Source organism: Parabacteroides timonensis (assembly GCF_900128505.1).
GTDB classification, from domain to species: Bacteria; Bacteroidota; Bacteroidia; order Bacteroidales; family Tannerellaceae; genus Parabacteroides; species Parabacteroides timonensis.
The window spans coordinates 3,047,545-3,073,046 of sequence record NZ_LT669941.1 but is presented as its reverse complement, the minus strand read 5'-3'; the positions used below and the strand labels follow the sequence as shown (position 1 = coordinate 3,073,046).

The 25,502-nt window shown below is 43.8% G+C and carries 13 protein-coding genes; 11 read left to right on the top strand and 2 right to left on the bottom strand.

Translation table 11 applies throughout. The annotated features are described in order from the left end of the window. Nucleotides 1-8: 8 nt before the first annotated feature. A complete protein-coding gene (locus BQ7394_RS19960; RefSeq protein ID WP_075559004.1) occupies nucleotides 9-3,005 on the bottom strand; it encodes a SusC/RagA family TonB-linked outer membrane protein in 2,997 nt (998 codons plus the stop codon). Between the two features lie 521 nt (nucleotides 3,006-3,526). On the opposite strand from BQ7394_RS19960, the gene BQ7394_RS19955 reads away from it, so the two are divergent. The 4 genes from BQ7394_RS19955 (at nucleotide 3,527) to BQ7394_RS19940 (ending at nucleotide 9,013) form a co-directional block, all read left to right on the top strand. After that, a complete protein-coding gene (locus BQ7394_RS19955; protein ID WP_075559003.1) occupies nucleotides 3,527-4,147 on the top strand; it encodes a porin family protein in 621 nt (206 codons plus the stop codon). A 76-nt stretch (nucleotides 4,148-4,223) separates the two neighbouring features. Continuing rightward, nucleotides 4,224-4,874 (top strand): hypothetical protein, encoded by a 651-nt coding sequence (locus BQ7394_RS19950; protein ID WP_075559002.1) that lies wholly within the window; start codon nucleotides 4,224-4,226, stop codon nucleotides 4,872-4,874. A gap of 185 nt (nucleotides 4,875-5,059) precedes the next feature. Next, nucleotides 5,060-8,227 (top strand): TonB-dependent receptor, encoded by a 3,168-nt coding sequence (locus BQ7394_RS19945; protein WP_075559001.1) that lies wholly within the window; start codon nucleotides 5,060-5,062, stop codon nucleotides 8,225-8,227. 18 nt (nucleotides 8,228-8,245) lie between these two features. Continuing rightward, complete coding sequence (locus tag BQ7394_RS19940; protein ID WP_075559000.1) at nucleotides 8,246-9,013, top strand: glycerophosphodiester phosphodiesterase family protein; 768 nt, start codon at nucleotides 8,246-8,248, stop codon at nucleotides 9,011-9,013. Nucleotides 9,014-9,422: 409 nt separating this feature from the next. On the opposite strand, the gene BQ7394_RS19935 is transcribed toward BQ7394_RS19940, so the two are convergent. Further along, nucleotides 9,423-9,971 carry an RNA polymerase sigma factor gene (locus BQ7394_RS19935; protein WP_075558999.1) on the bottom strand — a complete coding sequence of 183 codons (549 nt, stop codon included), beginning with the start codon at nucleotides 9,969-9,971 and terminating at the stop codon, nucleotides 9,423-9,425. 177 nt (nucleotides 9,972-10,148) lie between these two features. Here BQ7394_RS19935 and BQ7394_RS19930 point away from each other — a divergent pair, with 177 nt between their 5' ends. From BQ7394_RS19930 to BQ7394_RS19900, 7 genes are all read left to right on the top strand, one after another. Beyond that, nucleotides 10,149-11,117: a FecR family protein gene (locus tag BQ7394_RS19930; RefSeq protein WP_075558998.1), complete on the top strand. Its 969-nt coding sequence runs from the start codon at nucleotides 10,149-10,151 to the stop codon at nucleotides 11,115-11,117. A 116-nt stretch (nucleotides 11,118-11,233) separates the two neighbouring features. Then, entirely contained in the window at nucleotides 11,234-14,671 is a 3,438-nt protein-coding gene (locus tag BQ7394_RS19925) for a TonB-dependent receptor (protein WP_075558997.1), read from the top strand. Nucleotides 14,672-14,703: 32 nt separating this feature from the next. After that, nucleotides 14,704-16,464 (top strand): RagB/SusD family nutrient uptake outer membrane protein, encoded by a 1,761-nt coding sequence (locus tag BQ7394_RS19920; RefSeq protein WP_075558996.1) that lies wholly within the window; start codon nucleotides 14,704-14,706, stop codon nucleotides 16,462-16,464. 20 nt (nucleotides 16,465-16,484) lie between these two features. Further along, nucleotides 16,485-17,864, top strand: a complete 1,380-nt coding sequence (locus tag BQ7394_RS19915; protein WP_075558995.1) for a Gfo/Idh/MocA family protein — start codon at nucleotides 16,485-16,487, stop codon at nucleotides 17,862-17,864. 432 nt (nucleotides 17,865-18,296) lie between these two features. Then, complete coding sequence (locus BQ7394_RS19910; protein WP_139317731.1) at nucleotides 18,297-21,989, top strand: DUF6383 domain-containing protein; 3,693 nt, start codon at nucleotides 18,297-18,299, stop codon at nucleotides 21,987-21,989. Between the two features lie 146 nt (nucleotides 21,990-22,135). After that, on the top strand, nucleotides 22,136-24,073 hold the full coding sequence (locus BQ7394_RS19905) for a beta-N-acetylhexosaminidase (RefSeq protein ID WP_075558993.1): 1,938 nt from the start codon (nucleotides 22,136-22,138) through the stop codon (nucleotides 24,071-24,073). Between the two features lie 134 nt (nucleotides 24,074-24,207). Then, entirely contained in the window at nucleotides 24,208-25,494 is a 1,287-nt protein-coding gene (locus tag BQ7394_RS19900; RefSeq protein ID WP_075560136.1) for a hypothetical protein, read from the top strand. Nucleotides 25,495-25,502 lie beyond the last annotated feature (8 nt).

The window sequence follows — 25,502 nt, the reverse complement described above, 5'->3', positions numbered from 1 at the left end:
CTTTTAGTTTAGTAACTGATTTGAACTCCGAATGATACGTTGCGGGCTGTCGGATATAAATCCATACTGCCTCTACCAGCCCATAAGCCAGTGACGTCGACACTTGACGGGTCCATGCCGCCTGAATACTTCGTGATGGTGAATACGTTCTTCATGGTTGCATAAATACGCAGGTTGGAGATCCATTTCGTATTCAGTTTAGGTGTCCATCCCAGCGTGATGTTATCCAGTTTCAGGTAATTACCGTTTTCGAGGAAGTAGTCGCACATGATCTTTTCTCCTTTGATATGGGCATTTTCCTTATAGGCGGATGTCAGCTTGTTAATACCTGTTACCCCTTGCAAACCATAATACATCTGATATTGATTCAGGATCTGGTAATCGAAACGTCCGCGGAAATAAAGGGACAGGTCGAATCCTTTATAAGTAAATGTGTTTCCCCAGGCCATTTCCCATTTGGGCGTACCGTTGCCGATATAGGTTCTGTCCGCTTCGTTGGCGTCACGTCCCCGTACGGTTTCGCCTCCTTTGATACCATCTTTGAAAACCATGATATTTCCATCTTCATCGACACCGGCGTAGCGGTATCCGTAGAATGAACCGATTTCAATACCATCCTGCAAACGCTGGCACGGGCCGGGGTTTCCGGGTGAAGGCAGACCGTCGCCTTCCATATAACCCAACTCATATTTCTCGTTAGAGAATGATTTCAGCTTCGATTTGGTATAGGAAAGCGTGGCGTTGGTTGAATAGGTGAACTTGTCGTTTTGTACGGCATCCCAGTTTACCTGCAATTCAAAACCTTTGGAATTGGTTGTACCTACATTAGTCATGATCTTTTCGTGCAAATAGGGAGGAACCGGCACCTGATATTCACCGATTACATCTTTCCCTTCACGGATGAAAAGGTCTAAACTACCGGATAGGCGGGAGTTGAACAAGGTATAATCGACCCCCAGGTTGTAGGAAATCTGCTTTTCCCAGGACAGGTCTCTGTTCGGGTTGTTTCCCGGGCCGTACACCTGAACCCATTTACCTTCACTGTTCGGCATCCATCCGTAACCGGTATATTTCGCCAGGGAGATGTATTTATCGAAGCCCGAGCGTCCGGTCTGTCCGTAAGAGAAACGGAGTTTCAGGTCATTCACGGTTTGAGAGTCTTCGAAGAAGGAAAGACGGGAAACACGCCATGCGGCAGAAGCGGCAGGGAAAGCACCCCATTTATGATCCGTACCGAATTTAGTATTTCCTTCATAACGGATAGAACCCGTGAACAGGAAAGTATTATCGAAATCATAATTGACACGTCCCAGGAAAGCGATCGTCTTTTCTTTGTTTTTATCAGACTCCATACCCAGACGTCCGTCGGCCTTGTTGTAGTCGCCGGCTCCCAGGTTGTTGTACAGGAAAGCGTCTGTCGGGAAGTTCATGTTTTCGGCATTGAACTTTTCCCAGTTGAATTCCTGATAGGAGTAACCGCCCATTACTTTCAGGTGGTGCTGATCTATATCCAGCGAATAATTGCCTAACCATTCTAACGTATAGTCCACCCATTTTTCATTTTCCAGGCGGGCACGTCCGTTACGGCTGTTGTTGATCGACTCGCGATGGTCTTTAAAATAATACTCTCGTTTCTTCTTGTCATGTCCCTGGCGGCCGAGTTTTAATTCGGTATTCAGGTTCTTCAGGATGTTGAGTTTGATGTTGAAGTCGGTAGTCAGGTATTCCTGTGTAGCTCCGTTTTCACGTCTTGTCAGGTTGAAGATCGGGTTATAACTGTCGAAGTTATTCCGGAATGCATCCATTTCGTCTTTCGAATAGGTCGGGTTCAGTTCGACTGCCTGTTTGAAACTTCCGTAATCGGTGTTGTCTTCATCGGCGTAACGATAGGATATGTTTCCTGTCACTTCCAATAAACCTTCTAAAGTGATTTGTTTGAAGCTGGCACGTAAACCGTATTCTTTGCGGTCGGTGGCAATGTCCATACCTTCTTTTGAACGGTAGTTTGCCGAGATACGGAAGATACTCGATTCGCTACCACCGGAGAGGGCCAGGTTGTGGTTCTGTCCGAAGTTGTTTTTGTTGAGCAACTCGTCATACCAATTTGTACGGGAACCGTAATCCTTTCCGATATTGTTGGCCACAAACTCTTCCGGGCTCAGTATTTCCGGTCGTGCAGCAACGAAGTCATGTTCGGCATAACCATCGTATGTGATGGATACTTTACCGGCTTTCCCCTGCTTCGTCTGAACCAGGATAACTCCGTTCGCTCCGCGGGAACCGTAGATGGCAGCGGCGGAACCATCCTTCAATACAGTAATAGATTCGATGTCTTGCTGGGCAAGATTCCGCAGGTCGCCGCCCGGCATCCCGTCGATAACGATTAACGGGCCGTTTCCGGCTTTCAAAGAAGAGGCTCCGCGTACCTGGATACTCGGACTGGCATTCGGGTCGGCGGCTGCCGTATTGGATACGGATACACCGGCTACTTTACCGTCGATCATCTGTAACGGACTATTGGAAGCCCCTTGCAAAAAGTCTTTACTTTTTACACTTGTCACGGCAGTGGTCAGGTCTTTTTTCACCGTACTACCGTAACCGACAACGACTACTTCCTGTAAGTTTTCAGCATCTTCTTCCAATGTGATCTCGAATTTGGACTTATTCCGTACGGCAACTTCCTGGGTTTTATAACCGATATAAGAGATTTGTAAAATAGTGTTTTCAGGAACATTCTCGAGCGTGAACTTACCGTCCATATCTGTGATATTTCCATTGGTTGTGCCCTTAATCACGACATTTGCCCCGATAATGGGAATACCATTGGTATCAATGACTTTACCGGTAATAGCCCTATTTTGTTGTACAGTGTTTGATACAGGTATGTCTTCTGATTTATAGCTGTTTGTGTCTGTTGCATTTGCTGGTAAAGCAGAGAGTAACAGGCAGAATGTGGATACATAGACTGTATCCCTGAAAGAAATCGATTTAATTGCTTTCTTCATAATTTAATTAATACTAGTTAGATTTAATAAATTGAATTGATAAAAATTACGTATTTGATACGTATTCGGGTAAACGACACTTTTTTTTACATCATAGGCCTCATTATTAGATATTAGAATAATGTTTACTTGTGTTCTTTCATTGAAATATATGACGTAGTCCTGTACGAACTGTTTGCTTTTATCTCGAATGAGCTTCTTGTGGCTGTTTTAGGAGAGAGATAAAGTGAGTCTGTAAGCGGTGGTAAATCTTAAAAAATGTCGTTTGGCTGAATGCTGTGTGAAAAAGTATTTTATAAACCTTGCAGATATTATAATAATAAAATGATATTTTACCATTTTGTATTCCTTTTTTACTATTTTTGCACTGTGTTTTTCTCAGTCTGATTTATTCCGCTTAGTTCGTACAGAACTATGGTTATTATCGTTTACTGTTATTTCTTCCTTTTTATTTTAATACTCCGTTGCAACTTTTGATCTGCTGAAATCATCATATAGGTATACATAAATAAAATACTGATATGAAAAGATGGATAATGTTTGTTATGTTTCTCTGGATTGCCGCTCAGGTAAATGCCCAGGAGTTCTCTTTTATACCTAAAGCCGGGCTTAATCTGGCTAATCTGACACCTTATGGGGCCGATATGCGGCCGGGATTGAATATCGGTGTAGCCGGTGAGTATCGTTTCTCGTCGCGTTTTGCCCTTGAGCCGGGGTTGTATTATTCCATGCAAGGCTACCAGTATGATGATAAAGGCGTAACCTCTAAACTTAAATGTGACTATCTGAATATTCCGGTTTATGTCAAAGCTTATCTCTTTAAAGGTTTTAATGTCTTCGCCGGTCCCCAATTGGGAATAAACGTGAGGGCGAACGTAAGCGACATGGTTGTTTCCGATATGCCGGGATATCAGAAACGGATAACCGGTAGTATAAGGGAGAATGTGAATAAAGTCGATTTCTCTCTGGGAGTGGGAGCCGGTTATCTGTTGGATTGCGGCCTGGCGGTTTCTGCCAATTATAATATCGGTCTGACGAATATATTTAAAGATGCCGGAGGTTTGAGCGACTCTATGTATGATAATACATCCAATAATGGCGTGATACAAATCAATGTCGGTTGGTATTTTAGTCTGAAATAAGAACTTTATCTGTTTGTAACAAAGTCGCAATCCGGCTACTTTACTTTTGTGACCAAAATCAAGAATGAAAAGAGTTATGAGAAAGTTATTCAATGTTCAGGTTATTATCATGCTGTTGTTTGCGCTGGGTATTTCAGTGACTGCTTCGGCTAAAGGAAGTAAAAAGGAAGAAAGCAGTGACTATCATGCGAAGCAGATTCTTATTGTCGGCTTACATGATAATGTGAAATCCAATTATTTCTATAACGGAATGATTGCTGAAGAAACCGGTATGCAGGCAGATCATATCGACCGGGAATATAATAGTATTATTGCAGAGAATATCGCAGCCGCGGTGAAGGATGGCGGTTGCCGGTTTATCCCGGCAACGGAGAACCTGGTGAACGGACAGATACTGAACGAGATCAAGGTGAACGGTGAAAGCGAAGACAGTTATTCCGACCTCTCGTCTGTCCCGACCGAAGAGTTACAGAAGGTATTGAACAATGCCGGAGCCGATTATCTGTTGGTCTTGAACCAACATTACCTGAAATGGCAGGAACAACCTCTCCGTACCTTGTTCCATATCGTAAGCTATACCTTATTCGATAAAGACAAGAAGGAAATATACCGCGGAAATAATTACTTCACCTGCATGAACCTGGAGAATCCGGACAAGGTGCGTAAGATCAGCCGTAAAAGTACATTGAAGATAGCCTCTTCGATAATCAAGACCCTGGAAGACTGAAACTCCTCTTTATAGACATACGCTTGATGAAGCCCGGTGAAGCTTGTTGCTCACTGGGTTTTTTGTTGCAAAAAAGTAAACGGAATGTTAATGAATATACATTCTGTTGTCACATGGCTGCAATACCGCAGCCCTACTTTTGCGGCATCAAACTATATGGAAACAAATTAAAAGAACAATTACTTATGAAGTTATTTACTAAGTTAGTTGCATTACTGGTACTATTTTGTTGTTTCTCCGGTGCAGTGAATGCACAGGGGAGTACCCAGGCCATTATTACCGGAACGGTAGTCGATGAGTTTGGCGAAACAATTATCGGTGCTACCATCCAGGTAAAAAATGAGTCGACCGGCTTTTTCACCGGTTCTATGACGAATGAGAAAGGAGAATATATCATCAAGCAGTTGCCTCTCGGATCGCCTTATACGGTAACAGCCTCTTTTATCGGCTATGGCGAACAGAAGAAAACCGGTTATTCGCTGAACCAGGGCGATATGCTTCGCGTGGACTTTAAGATGCAGGAGGCATCGGTCGAGATCGAAGCGGTCGAAGTAGTGGCCAACTCATTGAAGAATACGGTACCGAAGATCGGTGCAGCTACTTCCGTTACGGCAAAAGATATTGCCAAATTGCCGGTGAACGGGCGTAACTTTACCTCGTTGGTTGACCTTTCCCCGCTGAGTACCGGGAGCAGCCTCTCCGGCCAGTTAGCTTCTTCCACCAATTTCACGATCGACGGTATGTCGGCAAAGAATCCTACTTCGGGCGGAACGACGAACCGTAACGGCGGACCTTATGCCATTTCGATGGAAGCAGTCCGTGAGTTTGAAGTAGTAACCAATCAATATGATGTAACTTACGGACGCAGTGGAGGTGGTGCCGTCAGCACAGTGACCAAGTCGGGAACGAACACCCTGACCGGAAGTGCCTTTGTGTACGGACGTGCCGACTGGCTTTCAAGTCCTTATGATATTCGTGGTAATGACCGTGATGCCAGCTTCTCTACCTATCAGTATGGTGCTACGTTGGGCGGTCCGATCATTAAGAACCGCGCCCATTTCTTCCTGGCCTGGGATCATCAGGCCGATTCCCGCCCGTTGCAGATTGCCGATATCAAAAGTGCAGCCGATGAAAAGCGTTACAACGTGACGCAATCGACATTGGATCAGTATCTGGAAATCGCCCGTAATAAATATGGAGTAGCCAACTCGCCCCAATTCGGCTCTTTCGATAAGAAACAGGCTACCGATGCCGTATTCGCCCGTATCGACTGGCAGCTGAATGCGACCAACTTACTGACCATCCGCGACAACTATGTGAACGACCGTAACAAACAGGCATTGGGCGATAACAGTTCCATCAACCTGTATGAAGTATATGGTGATGTACATTCCATCGATAATAGTATCCTGGCTACTTTGCGTTCCGTACTGGGACCGCGTATCACCAACGAGTTGAAGTTACAGCATCTATACACTTCGGAAGAGAGTACACCGAATAAGCAATTGCCTTCCGCAAATATCCCCCGTGCCATCGTGGAGCGGGTACAGTCGACGGTAGACAACAAGGATGTTAATACAACTATCCAGCTGGGCGGACAACGTTATTCACCGGAGAACTTCTATAATAATGTATTGCACCTGGTAGATAACTTATACTATACCACCAATAAGATTAACTTCACCTTTGGTGCCGATCTGATGTACACCAATATGGACTCCCGCTATGGCAGTGAAGCAAACGGTCGCTTTTACTTCACCGGAATGGATAATTTCAATGACCTGAAACCTTATCGTTATGTACGTGAGGTATATCTCGATCCGGACCAGCGTGTAAAACAGAATATCCTGAATACCGGAGTGTACGGCCAGTTGCAGACGAAGCTTTTCCCCGGATTTGAAATGACGGCGGGACTTCGTATCGATAACGCCAATTACTTCAATAAAGGAAATTTCAACCAGACCGTGTATGATGAATTGGGTCTGCGTACGGACAATGGCCTGACTACTTTTCAGGTTCAGCCCCGTCTGCAATTCACCTGGGATGTAAACGAAAAGCATACCGATATTATCCGCCTCGGTGGTGGTATCTTCGCTTCGGATATCAATAACTATGCGATGATTAATAATATGGTATTCGATGGAACCAAAGTGCTGTCGGTCGATCTGACCGGTGATCTGGTTCCGACTCCCGATTTCGAGTCTTACCGCAAAGACCCGTCTACGGCTCCCGGTGCCGACCTGTTTAATAATCCGAATATTCCCAAGTTAGCCACTATCAATATGAACGGGGCTGATGCGAAAGTTCCGGTTGTCTATAAAGCAAACTTTTCTTACACCCACTTCTTTACGGATCGCCTGAAAATGGGAGTAAGCGGTTTCATGACTTTGGGACGTAATAATTATATGTACGTAGACCGGAATATGGCAGACGAACCGTTCTTCCGCCTGGCAGCCGAAGGAAACCGCGGCGTATATGTTCCTGCCGAAAGTATCAACCCGACAAACGGTGCGGCCGACTGGACACAGGGACGTAAGACGGATAAGATAGGCCGTGTACTTGAACTGAACAGTGAAGGAAAGGTGAACCAGTTTGCATTCGTTGTCGACGGAACCTGGCGTTATCTGAATGACGGGGAGATCGCTTTCAGTTATACATGGAATGATACAAGAGACAATACTTCATATAATGGTAACGTGGCTAACTCAGCAACCCTTTCTAAGATGGTTGTCGACGATCCTCGCGACCTGAGCAGAATGAGTTATTCTGATAATCAGTTCCGTCATAAAGTTGTATTTTATGGTACGGCACCTACTTTCTGGGGAGTAAGCGTCGGTCTGCGTTTCTCCGGGCTGGGAGGAACACGTTATTCACTGGCTGTGAACGGGAATGTGAATGGTGACTTTGTCTCTTCCAACGACCTGGCTTATATCTATGATCCGAACGATGCCGCAACTCCTCAATATCTGCGTGAAGGTATCCAGTCTATACTCGATAACCCGGATGTGGAAGAAAGCACCAAAAAGTATATCCGTAAAAGTTTCGGTAAAGTAGCTGAGCGCAACGGTGGCGTAAACGGTTTCTACGGAACGTTCGACCTGCGTATCGCAAAGAAATTCAAGATTTATAAGACACAAAATATCGAATTGTCTGTCGATATCTTTAACGTAGCCAACCTGTTCAGTAAGAATTGGGGTTCCGGGCATAACTTAGGTAAACAAAATATTTATTCGATCAAAAGCTTTGATTCCGAACAAAAGCAGTATGTTTACAATGTAAATGCAAATACCGGTGTTTCTAATCTGAATGGTAATCCTTATCAGGTACAGATTGGTCTCCGTTACGGATTCTAATACATAAAAGATAAAACAATGAAGAAAAGATTAATCTTATCGATGCTGCTTACCGCTTTCCTTTGCGGAAGCAGCGCTTTTTCCCAGACGAAAGTAATCGCCCATCGCGGCTATTGGGACTGTGAAGGTTCTGCGCAAAATTCTATCACGGCGTTGAATAAGGCACACGAAGTAGGTGTTTATGGTTCGGAGTTCGATGTTTTGATCACAGCAGACGGCATACCTGTTGTCAACCATAATGACAGTATCCAGGGATTCTGCATCGAAACCTCTCTGTATGAAGAGATAAAAGATCTGAAACTGAAAAACGGGGAAACACTTCCTACCCTGGAAGATTACCTGATACAAGGTAAGCAGAATAAAGGTACGCAACTGATCCTTGAAATAAAGCCTCACAAAAGAGTTGTCAATGAAGACCGGGCGGTAACGGCTATCCTGGCCCTGGTACAGAAATATCAACTGGAAGAGCAGGTGGAATATATCTCTTTCAGCATGAATATCTGTAAGGAGTTGATCCGTCGTGCTCCGGCTGCACAGGTGGCTTACCTGCGTGGTGAGATTTCGCCGGCCGATCTGAAAGTCTTAGGATTTACCGGCCTGGATTATCATTATAAGGTATTCGAGAAAAATCCAACCTGGATTCAGGAAGCAAAAAATGCCGGGCTGACCGTCAATGTCTGGACCGTGGATGATCCGGCCGTAATGCAGTCGATGATCGAACAAAATGTAGATTTCATTACGACCGACAAACCGGAACAATTGAAGGAAATAGTAAAGAAAAACTGATAGTATTAGATCATACACGTAAAGATCGAACAAATAGCTTTCACCTTTCACGGCTTCCAAATGTTTGTATATCATGAAGTTGTTGTGAAACGTGCTCTTTCGTAGAAAAAGCCTTGCAGTTTTCGCCCGGAAACCGTAAGGCTTTTTTCAAATAGCTGCCGGCCTTTTGGGAAATGGATGCCTACCTTTTTTTTATGGCTGCCTGTCCGTTGATGTACGGGTAGATATCGCTCAAAAAGATAGGTGTTTTGTCTTTAAAAGTCATGTCTTTTGAATACAAAAGTCCAGTCTTAACATTTCAAAAGTCCGGTCTTTTTTTACCCTCACTTTGTAAATGTGAACCCCGACGTTTCACCATAAGGTATTGTTCCATTGGGCGTTATTCGCATGTGAAAGGTGAAGGCTGTTATTAAATAGAAAGGAACAGATGCAGGAAATAGATGTTTTTCTTCAGATATTTCAATGCATCGTTGATATGCCGTTCAACGGTTTTCGGTGTGATATTTAACTTTTCAGCAATCTCTTTATAGCTTAGATGTTCGTACCGGCTCATACAAAATATTTCCTTTTGGCGGGGAGTCAGTTCGTTTACCAGCCGGTCGATGTATACTTTCAAATCTTTGGCATGCAACTCTTCTTCTATATCATAGGCTTTGTCGTAGGCTGCCAGGATTGAGATCTGGTAAAATGACTCGTTGAAGTTTTTCCGGGTATTATCAAAGACCATGTTGCGGGTAATGATAAATAATAAACCTTCCAGATTCTCGTTTTCATTTACGTAGCTGCGAATATCCCACAACTTAATAAAGACCTCCTGCACTACCTCTTCTGCAGAAGAATTATTTGTAAAATAAAGACTGCAGAATTTATACACTTTATTGCAATACCTATGGTACAAGGAGGTAAATGCCTCTTCGTCCCCATTTTTTAGTGCAATTATCAGTGCTTTATCTTCCAATATATCTTCGTTTAGTACATGTTGATTGCAAATATATAAAAGAATTAACAATAATCAAGTATCGTCTTTTAAACGAATGTTCCGGAAAGAATATGAAAAAAAAATCGAATTCTTCTGGGGGATAGGGAAAGAATCGGAGTATTTATAATGTAGAATCGCTTAAAAAGAGAATTACGAATGATGAATGAGGAGGAAATATTAAAGAAAGTTCTATCCGGGCGTATGACCGGGGAGGAGAGAAAGAACGTTTCCGAACAAGATATAGTGGTACGCCATCTTAAAAGCCAATGGGACGATAGCAGAAATGATTCAGTCCTTGATCCGAAGGCTAAAGACCGCGTATTAGATCGTATCACGAAAAAGATACACGGACATAAATCGTTTACCGAACGTTGGGGACGATATGGTATTGCCGCTTCACTGGCATTACTTCTTTCCGTGGGGTACTGGTTGGCCGGATCGAATGAACCTGATTCTCAGATCGTGTATGTGGTGAATGCCGGACGTCAGTCGATGGAGTCGTTTTATTTACCCGATGGTAGTCATGTTTCATTGAATGCCGGGAGTAAGTTGACTTATCCGGAACATTTCTCAGGGAAGAACAGAGAAATATATCTTTCGGGGCAGGCCTTCTTTAAAGTACATCACGATACGGAACATCCTTTTATCGTGAAAACAAAAAGTATGGATATAAAAGCGCTGGGAACTTCTTTTGAAGTGTTCAGTGTCGATTCGACTTCTTATACTGAGATGATCCTTTCGGATGGAGCCGTGGAAGTGAGTACCAAGAGAACCGGGGGAGAAGGGGATGTCTATCTGGTTTTCCCGGACGAGAAGCTGGCTTACGAACTGAATGGAAAAGCAGAGATCGAGAAAGTAAATGCCAGCCAGTATTCAGCCTGGTACCGTGGGGGAAAGCCCAGCTTTAAAAATGAAAAGCTGGCGATGGTCCTTCCCCGCCTGGAAAGCTGGTATGGCATCCATATCGAATGTCCGGATGAATTGGCTGACAAGTATAGTTTTACCTTCTCCATACATAATGAATCAATTGAACTTTTATTGAATATTATATCCAACAGTTCCCCGGTATCTTACCACAGGCGAGGGGATGGATTTGTATTGTATGAAAAAGAGAAAAAAAGATAATGTTAAACTTAAATCGAATAGAAAATGAAAAAGGGATAAACGTAATCATGGATGCCGGAAATAGACTCCGGTAAAGAGAAAAGGAAAAACACATTAAAATTTATCTGAATATTAATATGAATAAACGAGTAGTTTTGTTGAGAGATGTGTTCTGTAAACCATTCAAAAAGCAGATCACACAATTATTTCTGATAGGTGCGATAGGGCTGATCCCTGTCTCGGCTTTCGCCCAGGCTTATCAGGTTACCATGAAAAAGAGTAATGCGCCTTTGTCGTCTGTTATCGCAGAACTGGAAAAGGATAGCGGTTATACCTTTTTTTATAATGACGATCAGATCAACCTGAACAAGAAGATCTCTATCGATGTGACGGACGCTTCTTTAGAGACGGTATTGAGTCAGTTGTTTAGGAATACGGATTATTCTTACCGGATTGTAAATAACCAGATTGTGATCTCGAAAACATCCGGATCTTCTAGGAATACAATGGGCGGGAATACTTCCCAGCAACAGAAAAGTGTAACCGTTAAAGGTATTGTAAAAGATACTCATGGAGAACCGGTGATAGGTGCTAGCGTGGTAGAGGCTGGAACGACAAACGGTACGGTTACCGACTTTGACGGTAATTTTGTCCTGACAATGTCAGGAAGAGATAAGCACGTGCTTATCTCTTATATAGGGTATGCGACGAAGAAAATAACCTTGAAAGAAGGACAGACCTCCTTGAATGTAATACTTGAAGAAGACTCCGAGCTTCTGGATGAAGTAGTGGTGGTCGGTTATGGTACCCAGAAGAAGGTAAACCTGACAGGGGCGGTTGCTGCTATCAGTTCAGAAGATATCAAAGATCGCGTACAGACAAATGTACTGGCAGCTGTTCAGGGTACTGTACCCGGTGTAACTGTTATATCCCGTCCGGGACAAACTCCTTCCATAAACTTCCGTGGACGCGGAAACCTGGGAACATCTTCTCCTTTATATGTGATCGACGGGGCTATTGCTGATGCCGATCTGTTCTCGAATCTCGATCCGAACAGTATCGAATCGATCTCTTTCCTGAAAGATGCCGCTTCTTCTGCTATCTACGGTTCACGTGCCGCTTATGGTGTTGTATTGGTAACGACCAAGACAGGTAAGAAAGAGAAAATGAATGTTTCTTACAGTGGTTATGTGGGATTGAAGATGCCGACTTATCTGCCGGATGTGCTCGACTCATGGGATTATGCAGAGTTGCTGAACGAAGCTTTCTACAACCGTGATGCGGCAAACGGTAAAAATGCTGCTTATTCGAACGATGAGATCGCTTGGTTCAAGGATGGTTCAAGACCTGATTACTACCCGAATACAAAATGGGCAGACCTGGTACTGGACAATCCGGTGGTAACAACGCAACATTCGTTAAACTTTAGCGGGGGTAGCGACAAGGTTCGTTTCTTCTCCGGCCTGGGTTATCTGTATGACGATAAATTCATGCCCGGACAGAGCTCTCAACGCTATAACCTGGATGCCAATGTGGCTGCCGATGTAACGAAATGGCTGACATTGAAGACTGGTGTGAAGTTTATCCGCAGCACGAATAAAACAGAGCATGGTGTCGCTTCTATCGGTAATTTCCTGATGGTTCCTTCTACGATGGTTGCACAACAGTCCAACGGGGAATGGGGATCTATTGCCGGCGGTAAATCTGCAACGCAATCGTTTATGAATGGTAACCCGCTACGTGCCTTGAGTAAGAACAACTGGTCGAACGGTAAGACCGACAACACAATGATCGACCTTGGTTTTGACCTGAAGCCGATCGAAGGGTTGGTTATTTCCGGACAGGGTGCATTCAAAAGCTGGGAGTCGAAATCAAAGAATTATACAGCTTTACAGGAAAATGTGAAGAACTTTGAGACCGGTGCCGAAATCCCGGGAACCGGAGTATATACAAATGAAATGAATATGCTCTGGCAGAGTGAGAACCGCCAGATGTATACGTTGACTGCCCGTTACGATTGGACGAACAAAGTACATAGTATCGGAGTTTTGGCCGGTACTTCTTACGAACATTATAATTACGAACGCCTTTATTCAAAATATAAGAACTTTGTAACAGACGACCTGAAAGATATCACAACAGGTTCGGAAGTAAGTAAAGATCAGCCGGATGTAAATTCTTACGGCGATCCGTTGCGTGAATATAAGATCCTTTCTTATTTCGGTCGTTTGAATTATAGCTTTAATGACCGCTATTTGTTTGAAGCGAATCTGCGTGCGGATGCTTCTTCCCGTTTCTATAAAAATAATCGTTGGGGTATCTTCCCTTCATTCTCTGCGGGATGGCGTATCAATCAGGAAAGTTTCATGAGCGATGTGAAATGGGTCGATAATTTGAAAGTACGTGCATCATGGGGTACATTGGGTAATATTAATAATGTGGGAAACTACGATTATTTCCAGCTGTATAACAATGGTGCGGATTATAACTTTGATAACGAAGCTATAAAAGGTGTACTGGAATCGAAACCGGCAAATGAAAAGCTGGGTTGGGAAACAGTTGCACTGACCGATATCGGAGTAGACTTTGATATATTCAATGGTTTGTTCAGTGTAACAGCCGATTATTACATCAAAAACACCAGCGATATCCTTTTGAGCTATAACGTTCCTCTGGAAACCGGTATTGCATCTAATCCGTCGCAGAATATAGCCAAGGTGCGCAACCGTGGTTTTGAACTGGCTTTGACTCATCGTAAAATATTAGGAGAGTTCTCTTATCAGGTAAGTGCAAATATTGCTACTAATAATAATGAGATTATGGATATGGGTGAGTCGGACGATATTATTAGTAATGGTGGCGATAAGATCCGATATATCCTGCGTAAAGGTGAGTCGATCGGTTCATTCTATGGCTTGAAAACAGATGGACTGTATACCCAGGAAGAAATCGATGCCGGACATTATTATACGTACGGACGTACTCCGAGAGCCGGTGATATCAAATACGTACCGCAGCGTGAAGGCCTGGAATGGGGTAGCGCTATCAATGGTGAAGACCGTACGATCATAGGAAAAGACGTACCCAATTTTACTTATGGGATCAATCTGAATCTACAATATAAGAACTTCGAATTTTCTTTATTCGGACAGGGTGTTTCCGGTACCCAGGCTGCTTTCGAGTCTGAACAGGTTTCTGCCTTTATGTTGAACTCTAACCCGCGTAAATTCCACCTGGGAAGATGGACACAGGAAAATCCGAATCCTCATGCTGTCTATCCGCGTATCTATGGAGGTCATAGCCTGGATGATTATAATCAATACTTCTCAGACTATCAGTTGTTTGATGCGGACTATTTCCGTATTAAGACAATCTCACTGGGATACCGTGTTCCTTCTAACTTAGTTTCGAAATGGGGAATGTCTTCTTTGAAATTCTTCCTGACCGGTGAGAACTTATTCACACTGCGTGCGGATCATACGATGAAAGACTTTGACCCGGAAGCTTCTTCCGGTCGCGGTATCGGTTCACTGGGAACCAAATCGGTTGCATTTGGTGTGAATGTGTCCTTCTAATTGATTTAATAACATTTAATTAAGTAAGAGTAATGGTAAATCTAAATATAAAGAAATGGACAGTTCTCGGTTTATTGACTGTCTCTTTTACAGCCTGTGATCTGGATGTGGTACCTCCTTCAGATATCTCAGTAGAAAGTTTCTGGAATACAGAAAAAGATGCATGGTACGGATTGAATGCCTGTTATGCACAAACACCTGGATTCGATATCTGGGACGAGATGTGTACGGATAATGCTCATAGCCATAAACCCTGGGAAGGGCCGTATGAATCTATCCAGCAAAGCGAACTGAGTACGGCGGAAGATCGTGGATATAGCTTCGGAACCATTCGTATCGTGAATAACTTTCTGGAAAAAGTGGGTACCTGTGATATGGATGAAACGCTGAAAGAAAGAATGAAGGCGGAAGCTCGTTTTATCCGTGCTCAGAGTTATCTGGACCTGACAACCAAGTTTGGTAAAGTACCTTTGGTGACTACGGTTATGGAATATGATGCACCGAACGTACCCCGTGATCCGGTCGATAAAGTGCAGGCTTTCATCCTGGATGAACTGGCTGAGATAGCAACTGTTTTGCCGGACAAATATAATGGCGGTTATCTGCAGGAAACCGGACGTATCACTCGTGCCGCTGCTTTGGCTATGCGTGCCCGTGCTGCATTGTATTTCGGTAATTATGCGGAGGCTGAAGCATCTGCCAAGACTGTGATAAGTGAAGGACATCATTCTTTGTTCCGCGTAACGGCTTTGAATGATGCGCAAAAGAAAGAAGCTGATGAACTGGTACAGTTTATCGATTTCGAAAGCAAGGGTATCGATAAGGATAAATTTGCAAAAGGTTTGTTTAGCTATGAAACGTTATGGCAGGGTAGCAATGCATCGCCTTCGAATCCCGAGTATATCCTGACCCGCGAGTACATGGCTGATGATAATAACTACGACTGGGCCCGTTATACCTATATCCGTCCGAGCCAAATGGGATCGGGATATTCGTCTTACGAACCGATGCAGGACCTGGTGGATGCTTATTGGGACATCGACGGTAAAACAGTACGTCCTTTGATTTCGGTGGATACCCGCAAAAAGAATTTTGAAGAGATCACGGCTGAAGTAGCGGACCTGGATCAGGCTAGCTATATAAAAAGAGTTCCTGAAATGGATTTGAAGAAATATGCTTATATGGACGAATTCCGTAACCGTGACAGCCGTTTGTATGCTTCTATCCTGTTCCCGTTCAAGGGATGGCATGAGACAGACTTTGCTGGAGGTACATTCTATTATCGTTGGAAACCGGAAGTGGCCGGTCTGGATGGTAACGAGTCGTGGACAGGTTACAGCTATCGTAAGATGGTTGCATTGACTCCTTATTCGGATTGGACCAGTGCCGATGACTATCCGGTAATCCGTTATGCCGAAGTATTGCTGACTTTTGCAGAAGCACACGTAATGAATGTGGGTTGGGACAATGATGTTCAGATTGCTTTGAATGATCTGCGTGATCGTTGCGGTATGCCGTCAGTGCCGACTTCAATGCCATCGAAAGAGGCTGCTCTGGATTTTGTACGCAACGAGCGCCGTATAGAGCTGGCCGGTGAGGGACATCGTTTCGATGATATCCGTCGTTACGGTTCTGTCTATTGCCAGAAAATAATGAATACTACAACCTATGCTCCGAATGGATATAAGGTAATCGAAAAGAAATGGAATGATCGCATCCTTTTGATGCCTATACCTCAAAATGCAATGGACTTGAATCCGCTTCTGAAAAACGATCAGAATCCTGGGTATTAATATTATAGATTTAAAGTACAATGAAAAAGACTCTTTTTTTTATGTTAGTGTTGGCCCTTATTACCGGATGTACCTGTAATAAACCAACCGTAAATGAGCAGGTAAAAATGATTTCCATGCCGGTTCCGGAGCGTCCGGCCGGTCAGACAGATGTATTGGAACTGGCTACCGATCCTATCCCGACCGTGCGTGTTGCATTTATCGGTTTAGGAATGCGTGGAAGCGGTGCGGTTTACCGCTACACTTTCCTGGACGGAGTGGAAGTGAAAGCTCTTTGTGACCTGAATGCCGATTATGTGAAAAGTGCACAGGAAACCTTGGCCGGTAAACATCTTCCGGCTGCTGATGAGTACACCGGACAAGAGGATTGGAAAAAGATTTGCGAACGGGATGATATCGACCTAGTCTATATCTGTACAGACTGGTTGAATCATACACCGATGGCGGTCTATGCAATGGAACATGGGAAACATGTAGCGGTGGAAGTTCCGGCAGCTATGTCGATCGATGAATGCTGGCAGTTGGTGAATACGGCGGAAAAGACTCGTCGCCACTGTATGATGCTGGAGAACTGTTGTTACGATTTCTTTGAAATGGCCACATTGAATATGGCCCAGCAGGGAGTATTCGGTGAAGTTATTCATGGAGAAGGTGCATATATCCACGACCTGCGTTCACTTAATTTCTATCCGAGTGAGAAAGGTGGTTATCAGGGTATGTGGCGTTTGAAATATAATGAAGAACATACCGGTAACCCATATCCTACTCATGGTTTAGGTCCGATCTGCCAGATATTGAATATTCACCGGGGAGATAAGATGAATTATCTGGTATCCATGTCGACGAAAGAGGTCGGGATGACTGAATATGCGAAGAATACTTTTGGAAAAGACTCCAAGGAAGCGAAGCAGACGTATAAACTGGGTGATATGAATACAACCCTGATCCAGACGGAGAAAGGGAAAACGATTCTGATCCAGCATGATGTAACCAGTCCGCGTCCGTACGACCGTAAACATGTGGTAAGCGGAACCAAAGGTTTTGCTCAGAAATATCCGGTGGAAGGAATAGCGTTGGAACCGAATGCGCATGAGTTTCTGAACAAAGTGCAAATGGATTCTATCATGGCTTTGTACGAACATCCTATAACCAAAGAGGTGGGTGAGAAAGCCAGAAAAGTAGGAGGTCATGGAGGTATGGACTTTATCATGGACTACCGTCTTGTTTACTGCCTGCAAAAAGGGCTACCCTTGGATCAGGATGTATATGATGCGGCCGAGTGGTCTTGCCTGACGGAACTGACGGAGATTTCAGTGAACAACGGAGGTGCTCCTGTGGAGATACCGGATTTTACCCGTGGTGCATGGAATAAGTTGCAGGGATTGCAGTTTGCAAAATAACACGGACACAAATGTGATAATGGGGCTGTCGGAATGTATTTTCCGATGGCCCTTTTTGTTTGGGAGAAATAACTATTGTTAGTAAAGATGTCTGTGTTTTAGTAAAGCGATGTTTTTAGGGAACTATTATTATAAACTGACATTTTGTTAATTAGTTCTTTGAGAACTACGTTGTTAGGTGGTGTTTTTTTGAAGAGTTAAAAAGATGATTTCGTAGTGAATTTCACTAACTTTGATAAAATAACTACCCTAATGGTTTAATAATAGTAAAAACAGAATTGCTATTAAATTGTTATTTATATCTTTGTTCCCGTACCAAAAGAAAAATGGCTATAACCACCTTCGGATAAATGATTTATCCGGATGATAAGTTGAAGAGTAGAAACAGAATTTATATAGAACTTTATTTTAGTATTACTTAAATTGTTATTTATGAGTAAAACAGTTACTTCGTTAATTGCCGGCTTTATGTTGGCATCCAGTATTACATTCTCTGCATTTTCTCAGGTCAATTACGGCGGGCATAATATTACGTTCCGCCCTACTGAAACTATGAGTAGTGATGAGGTTGATAATACTGTAAACCATTTTGAAAAGGGAAAATGGTATCAATTAGTGAATGAAGACGGCAAACTGCTTGTGCAGTATCGCTATGTGAATGCTTCTCAATATAAGGGGGGCGGGTTGATTCTAAAATTGGTAGATCCGGGTTCGGCTCCGATTAATTATTCTTTGTGGTCTATAAAGGCTGTAGATGACGGCCATAGCGGCAAAAATTTCGTATTTGTGAACAAAGAAACAAATATGGAATTAGAATACGGTCATGTAAATGCTTTCACTCAGGAAGCTATTGATAATTATTATGGACATGATTTGGCCTCTTATATCGGTGGATGTATCCAAAACTGGACATGGTATTCGACGGATAAGCAGAACTCTGATTTTAATTACGCTCCGATCTATTCTTACTTTGGAGAGCGGGATTCAGTTGTTGTTTTGAAACAAATGAGTCAGTATAATGAAGAAATTCTGGCGATGAAATATTCAAAGGAAGAGGCAGGCGATCAGATGAACAGTATTATTAACGATATTGTCAAAGTAAAACCTATTCTTGCCGGATCTATCAAGCTAAATCCTAGGGATATTAATCAAATGGTTGATTTCCAGTATGTTCATCAATCTTATCTGGGTGGTCTGCCTGCAGGTACTAATTTGGAGTTTGCCTCTTCTGTGGTTCCTACTAAGGCAAGTCCGTTCCTGGAGAATCAGTTTGTTGCCAAAGAAATCGATTTCTCTTATCTTCCGGATATGGATGATGAAGATCCTTTATTAGGACTTGGTCATTGGGAAATACAGGATTATGTGAAGCTGGAGGTCCCATCTGAAAGAGATGAAATGGGAGACTATGATTCATATAAAACTCTATATGTAGGAACAGAGTTCTATGAAAACAGCAGTAAAGAACTGAAACTGGAATTAATGGAGGGTGACTTGGGCTTGAATGCATCCAATATGCCGCAAGATATTCCCGGACTTACAGAAAGAGCCTGGATTGCACGTTCTATTTTTAAATTCACTTATTTCCCTTCACAGGACAGCTTGGTTATTGAGCCATTGAATGCTCTATCGAAAGATCCTGCGAGCGGACAGTGGAAGAATGCCCAGTATGCTTTCAACTCGACGAACAACGATATGGCTGCTATATGGGCGGCAGATGGAGTTAATGCTCCGGAGCATAATGATGACTATGGGCAGGTTGCGTTGCGTTTGGCTTATTTGACTGACGGTACTTCAGTTCTTACTGCTAAAAATACGGAAGTAGATGGCGGTATCGGACTTCCGGGTTCTCTGCAAACTCGTTTCTTCTTTAAGAATCGTGATTTCAATTATCTGACACGGACAACTTTAAAAGAAGGTTTGTATTTCATCAAAGGCGTACATAATGGAAAAAATGTTGTTGCTAACTTGCAGGGACGTTTGCTGTTTGATGCACCGGAAGATGATCAGAATTATGATGATATGCCTGCTACGATGTGGGTTGTTAAGCAAACCGGTTGTGGTGACAGATCGACTGTCGCTATTTACAATCGTGAATATGCATATAACTATTCAGAATATTTTATGGCGGAGCGTAGTGCGGATTGGTATATCTGTGAAGATGCAGTTCCGGTATTTGAAGGACAACTATATAAAGATGAAGAGGGCAACAACTTCTTTATAGATGATAATTATTGGGGATTTGAAGATAACTCATGTAGTTACGGATGTAGTTGGCAGCTGGATAATCGACATACATATAACTTTACTTCGGTAACCGATCAGGAGGCTTTGACCAGTGAATATCACGGATATAAACATCTGGATCCGGAAACATTGCTGTATACTAAGTATCGCCTGAACTATAACTTGTTTGCCAACGGAAACTTATATCTGAATGTAGTAAATAATACCTTTATGCCGGTGGAAAGCCAGTCTACTACCTACGAACTGGAATTAGCTCCTGAGTGCTTCAAGGCTATAGACTATAAATATGGTTTTGGCGAAGGTGTTGCTGGTTTACCGCAACTGTCACGTACTGCTTATATGCTGAAAGTAAGTGATAAAAACCTGATCGATAACGATAAGATGTATATAGCTTTAGTTGAAGAATTCGGTAAGACTGCTTACTATCAGCCGATGAGCCTGGATGATATTAAAGCAGGTAAAGGTAAGATGGGTGTATTCTATTTGAAGGCCGACCAACGTAAAGACGATGAAAAGTGCTATATCCTGATCGATATCTATGAAGATTATAAGAATGAATGTGAAGAGTGTCCGTCACCTAATCCTCCAGCTCCTAATGTATTTGTTTGGGACGGCGGAGATTACGAAGACAATTGTGATGAAGAATGCGACGATTGTTGCGATTGCTTCATTCCGAGATATTCTCATGCATACAACGGTTGGAGACAAGCACATTGTGTAGACGGTATCGGTAAGTTAAGTATTACCCGATTGGATCAGAACGCTGAAGATCGCTCTTCTGCATTTGCAGTGATCACCGACGATCGTCCGTTATATATGGATCTGGGTGAAGTAGGTAAGCATATCAATATCTTCCGTGCAAGAGGTATAGGTCAGGAATTACTGTTCGAAGACTCTAACAACCAGAGCTTGGCTCCACAGGTAGTGAAAGACTTCGGTTACCTGGGTATGACAGCTGAAAAGATCCATCCGATCGGTAAAGAAAGCAATACGGCTATCTATGCTGACTATGTAACGAAATCGACAGATCGTATGCCTCAGTACCTGTTCGTTCTTCGTCCGGACTCCGTGAAAGACGGTAAGTGGTGTAACACCCACGGTTACAATCCGGGTTGCGAACATGAAGGTGATTACAACGGTTACCTGGCTGGTAGCTTCCTGATTAACCTGACTGACTCGGTGAAAGGTAGCACTAACATGTTGAACAATCCTGACGTTTACAAATGGCAGTCTTACACTCGTCTTGGTTTCGTTGAAGGTGTTCATCAGGTAGATGCAGATGGCGAATATCTGTATATCCTGAAAGGGGGCAGAAAGTTGGCAGACCTGAAGAATAAGGACGGTGTTCTTGATCCTCGCGACCTGTACAATGAAGCTATTTTTGAAAAGAAACCGGTAGACGGCTTACATAAGAACTATGCATTCTCTCTGCGTTACACAGACGACGCTCATAAGGACTTCTTACTGGAATCCAACAAGGAAGGCGTATCGAGTATTGCTTCGTTCAAGGGCGCATGGGTGAAAATCCATAACGGTGTACCTGTATTGGCTGAATATGAAGTAGACAACGGTAACCATGTGGACGATAAGGATAAGATGAAGGAACTGATCAACCAGTCTCAGATCTTCAACCTGGAAGATACAGAGGATTATGCAACTTCTAACGATGAAGTTTCAACCTCAAGTATCAGTGTCGTTGCCGGTAACGGTTCGATCATCGTTCGTAATGCATCAGGTAAAGTTATAGCTGTTACCAATGTATTAGGCCAGCCGCTTGTAAACCAAACTATCACATCCGACAATGCAACAATTCCTGTACCTCAGGGTGTTGTAATCGTTAGTGTGGAAGGTGAAAAAGCAGTTAAGGCGATCGTGAAATAATTGTAAATACTAATTATTAAATATCCGGGCGGTGTGTCTGTTATGCAGGAATGCATGAGACACACCGCCTTTTTTATTACCCTATCTTTCCTGTTTATCAGCGAATTCTTATCTTCGTGCAAAATTTCAAACAAAAACTTATAATAATGAAAAGAACACTGTTGAGTCTTGCTTCTGCCGCTCTGTTGCTGACTTGTGTATCATGTGCGAATAAGTCATGTGTTACGGAGAATGGAGCAATTGCATTGATCCCTGTGCCACAGGAAATGACTGTTGGTTCCGACTGTTTCACTCTTACTTCTAACGCCGCAATAACTCTTGATCAATCGAATGAAGAGTTAAAAGGTATTGCCCGGTATCTGAATGAAAAGATTTCACCTGCTACCGGCTTCACTCTTCCTGTGGAGAAACATGGAAAGATCGAATTTAAGCTGGTGGAAGATGCTGCTTTGGGAGATGAAGGCTACCACCTGAAAGTGAAACACGGGGATATACTGCTTACGGCAAATAAACCAGCCGGGATTTTCTATGGAGTACAAACCCTGTTGCAGATGCTTCCCGCTGAGATCAAAAGTAAGACTGCACAGCCTAAAGATAAGAAATGGAGAATCCCTTGTACCGAGATTACCGATACCCCCCAGTTCCCCTGGCGTGGGCTGATGCTGGACGTAAGCCGCCACTGGTTCAACAAAGAAGAAGTCATGAAGTTTATCGATGAATTGGCCGAGTATAAGATGAACGTTTTCCACTGGCACCTGACCGACGACCAGGGATGGCGCTTGGAAATAAAGTCATTGCCGAAACTGACGGAGGTAGGCGCCTGGCGTGCTGACCGTGTAGGCGACTGGTGGGGACGTGAACGTGCGCAAAAAGGAGAAGAAACAACTTACGGAGGCTTTTATACCCAGGAAGATGTGAAGGAAGTACTGGCTTATGCAGCCCAGCGTTTTGTGCGTGTTATTCCGGAAATAGATGTGCCCGGTCATGGAGTTGCTGCTTTGGTCGCTTACCCGGAACTGGCCTGTATGAAAGCTCCCGACGCAGTGAATGTAGGAAATAAATTCTATGGAGAAGATGAGAATACACTTTGTATCGGTAAAGAGTCTACTTTCGAGTTTATGGATAAGGTGTTGACGGAAGTGGCTGCCCTTTTCCCCGACGAATATATCCATATCGGCGGTGATGAATGTTTTAAAGGATTCTGGCATAAATGCCCCCGTTGCCAGGCTCGTATGAAAGCAGAGAATCTGAAGAATGAAGAAGAGTTACAAAGTTACTTTATCCACCGGATGGGGGATCTGTTGAAGTCGAAAGGAAAGAAACTGGTCGGCTGGGACGAGATACTGGAAGGTGGCCTGGCACCCGATGCCAATGTGATGAGCTGGCGTGGTATGGAAGGAGGTATCAAATCAGCTAAAGCCGGTCACCATGTGATTATGACACCGACGGAACATTGTTACCTGGATTTGTATCAGGGGGAGCCTTCTGTAGAACCCGCTACTTATTCCATGTGCCGGTTGAAAGACTCGTATAGCTTTAATCCTGTACCGGAAGGTGTTCCGGCTGAAATGGTATTGGGAGGACAAGGTAATGTATGGGGAGAAGCCATTCCGACCTTCCGTCATGTCGAGTATATGACCTGGCCCCGTGGATGGGCTTTGGCGGAAGTTCTGTGGAGCGGTCCCGCGCAAACGGATTGGGAGAAATTCTGGCCTCGTGTAGAACGCCATTTCGTGCGTGCCGATCAGGCCGGTATCAATTATGCCCGCAGCATGAATAATGCAATTGTCACTCCGTATTTGCAGGATGGTGTATTGGAGGTCGAACTGGGTAGTGAAATTGCAGGAACAGATATTTACTACACATTCGATAATACCGATCCGGATTGTTTTACTCCGAAGTACAATAAACCGCTGCGTATTCCGAAAACAGCCAGTCGACTGCGTGTCATTACCTATCGCGACGGTAAACCGGTCGGCAAACTGATCACCCTTACAATAAAAGAGTTGGCGAAGCGTGCCGAGTCGGATAAAAGAACCGGACATGGAAACCTGACAGTTGAGTTGCAGGCTCCGAACGAGTAGTTTGTAACAATATTGTAATAATTTGGTTTTATCTTTGTAACAGGGCTGCAATATATGTGAAACAGAAAAGCTGTTCCTTTGCTGCCGGAAACAGTGATGTAACATATTTTTCACCGCAACCAACAAAGTCAGGAATGAAAGTAATCAAATTAATGGCGCTCACCCTGTTAGCGCAGCTTCCCTTTCTCGCGGAAGCTCAGAACACGGAACAGTTAGATGCTCGCATAGATTCGCTTGCGGAAGAGACAGCAACGCTGGATAAGATAGTGAAGGGACTTAGTAAGTTTAAAGTCTCTGCCTATATCCAGGGACAATATCAGTATGGACAGGAAGATGCCACCCTAAAGGTCGGCGACAAGAACGAACATGAAGACAAAGGCTTCAACCGTATCGGTATTCGTCGCGGCCGCCTGAAGTTTGAATACAACGACGGCATCGGAACCGGAGCCGTACAGATTGAGGCAAACGATAAGGGTGTCAGCTTCCGTGACCTGTATATCGGGATCAAAGACCCTTGGACGAAACGCAGCCAGTTGATGGCCGGTGTCTTCAACCGTCCTTTTGGACACGAGATCGGTTACTCGACCAGCGGTTTGGAGTCGCCCGAACGCGCTACCATCATCCAGTACTTCTTCCCGGACGAACGCGACCTGGGAGCTATGCTGACCCTCCGTGCCAAGAAAGAGAGTCCCCTGGGCTTCCTTCGCCTCGATGCCGGGCTCTTTGCCGGAAACAGTATCAACCGCGAGACCGACAGCCGCAAGGATTTTATCGGACGTCTGGGAGCCGATAAGGAGATCGGTAACTGGGGTAAATGGGGAGCAGGCGTATCCTATTATAATGGTGGCGTTTACAACCCGACGACAACGGCTTACGAGATGGACGGCAAACGCTTTATCGAAGTGGATAAAGGTAAAACCGGCACTTACATGAAACGTGAATATATCGGTCTGGACGCCCAGTTCAGTTTCCTGAGTTCCTGGGGTACGACTACTCTGCGTGCCGAAGGCCTTTTGGGTACACAGCCCGGTATTGCTTCCAGCAGTAGAAGTCCGAACAGCGGAACACGTCCGGAAGACTTGCCCGAAAACGCTTTGTTCAAACGTCCTTTTATAGGTTATTTCTTCTATCTGGTACAGGATATCGGAACGTCTCCTTTCTCCGCTGTATTCAAATATGATGTATACGACCCGAATACAAAGCTGAAAGGAAATGAGATCGGTGTGGAGAACACATTTACTTCCAAGACTGATTTAGCCCAGAGTACTTTCGGTATCGGTGGCCTCTACCGCTTCAACAAACATATCCGTGTACAGGCTTACTACGAATTCAACTTCAACGAGAAAAGCGACTTCGTAAAAGGCTATGAAAAAGACCGCAAAGATAATGTGCTGACGGTACGTTTGCAGTATAAGTTCTGACCGGATTA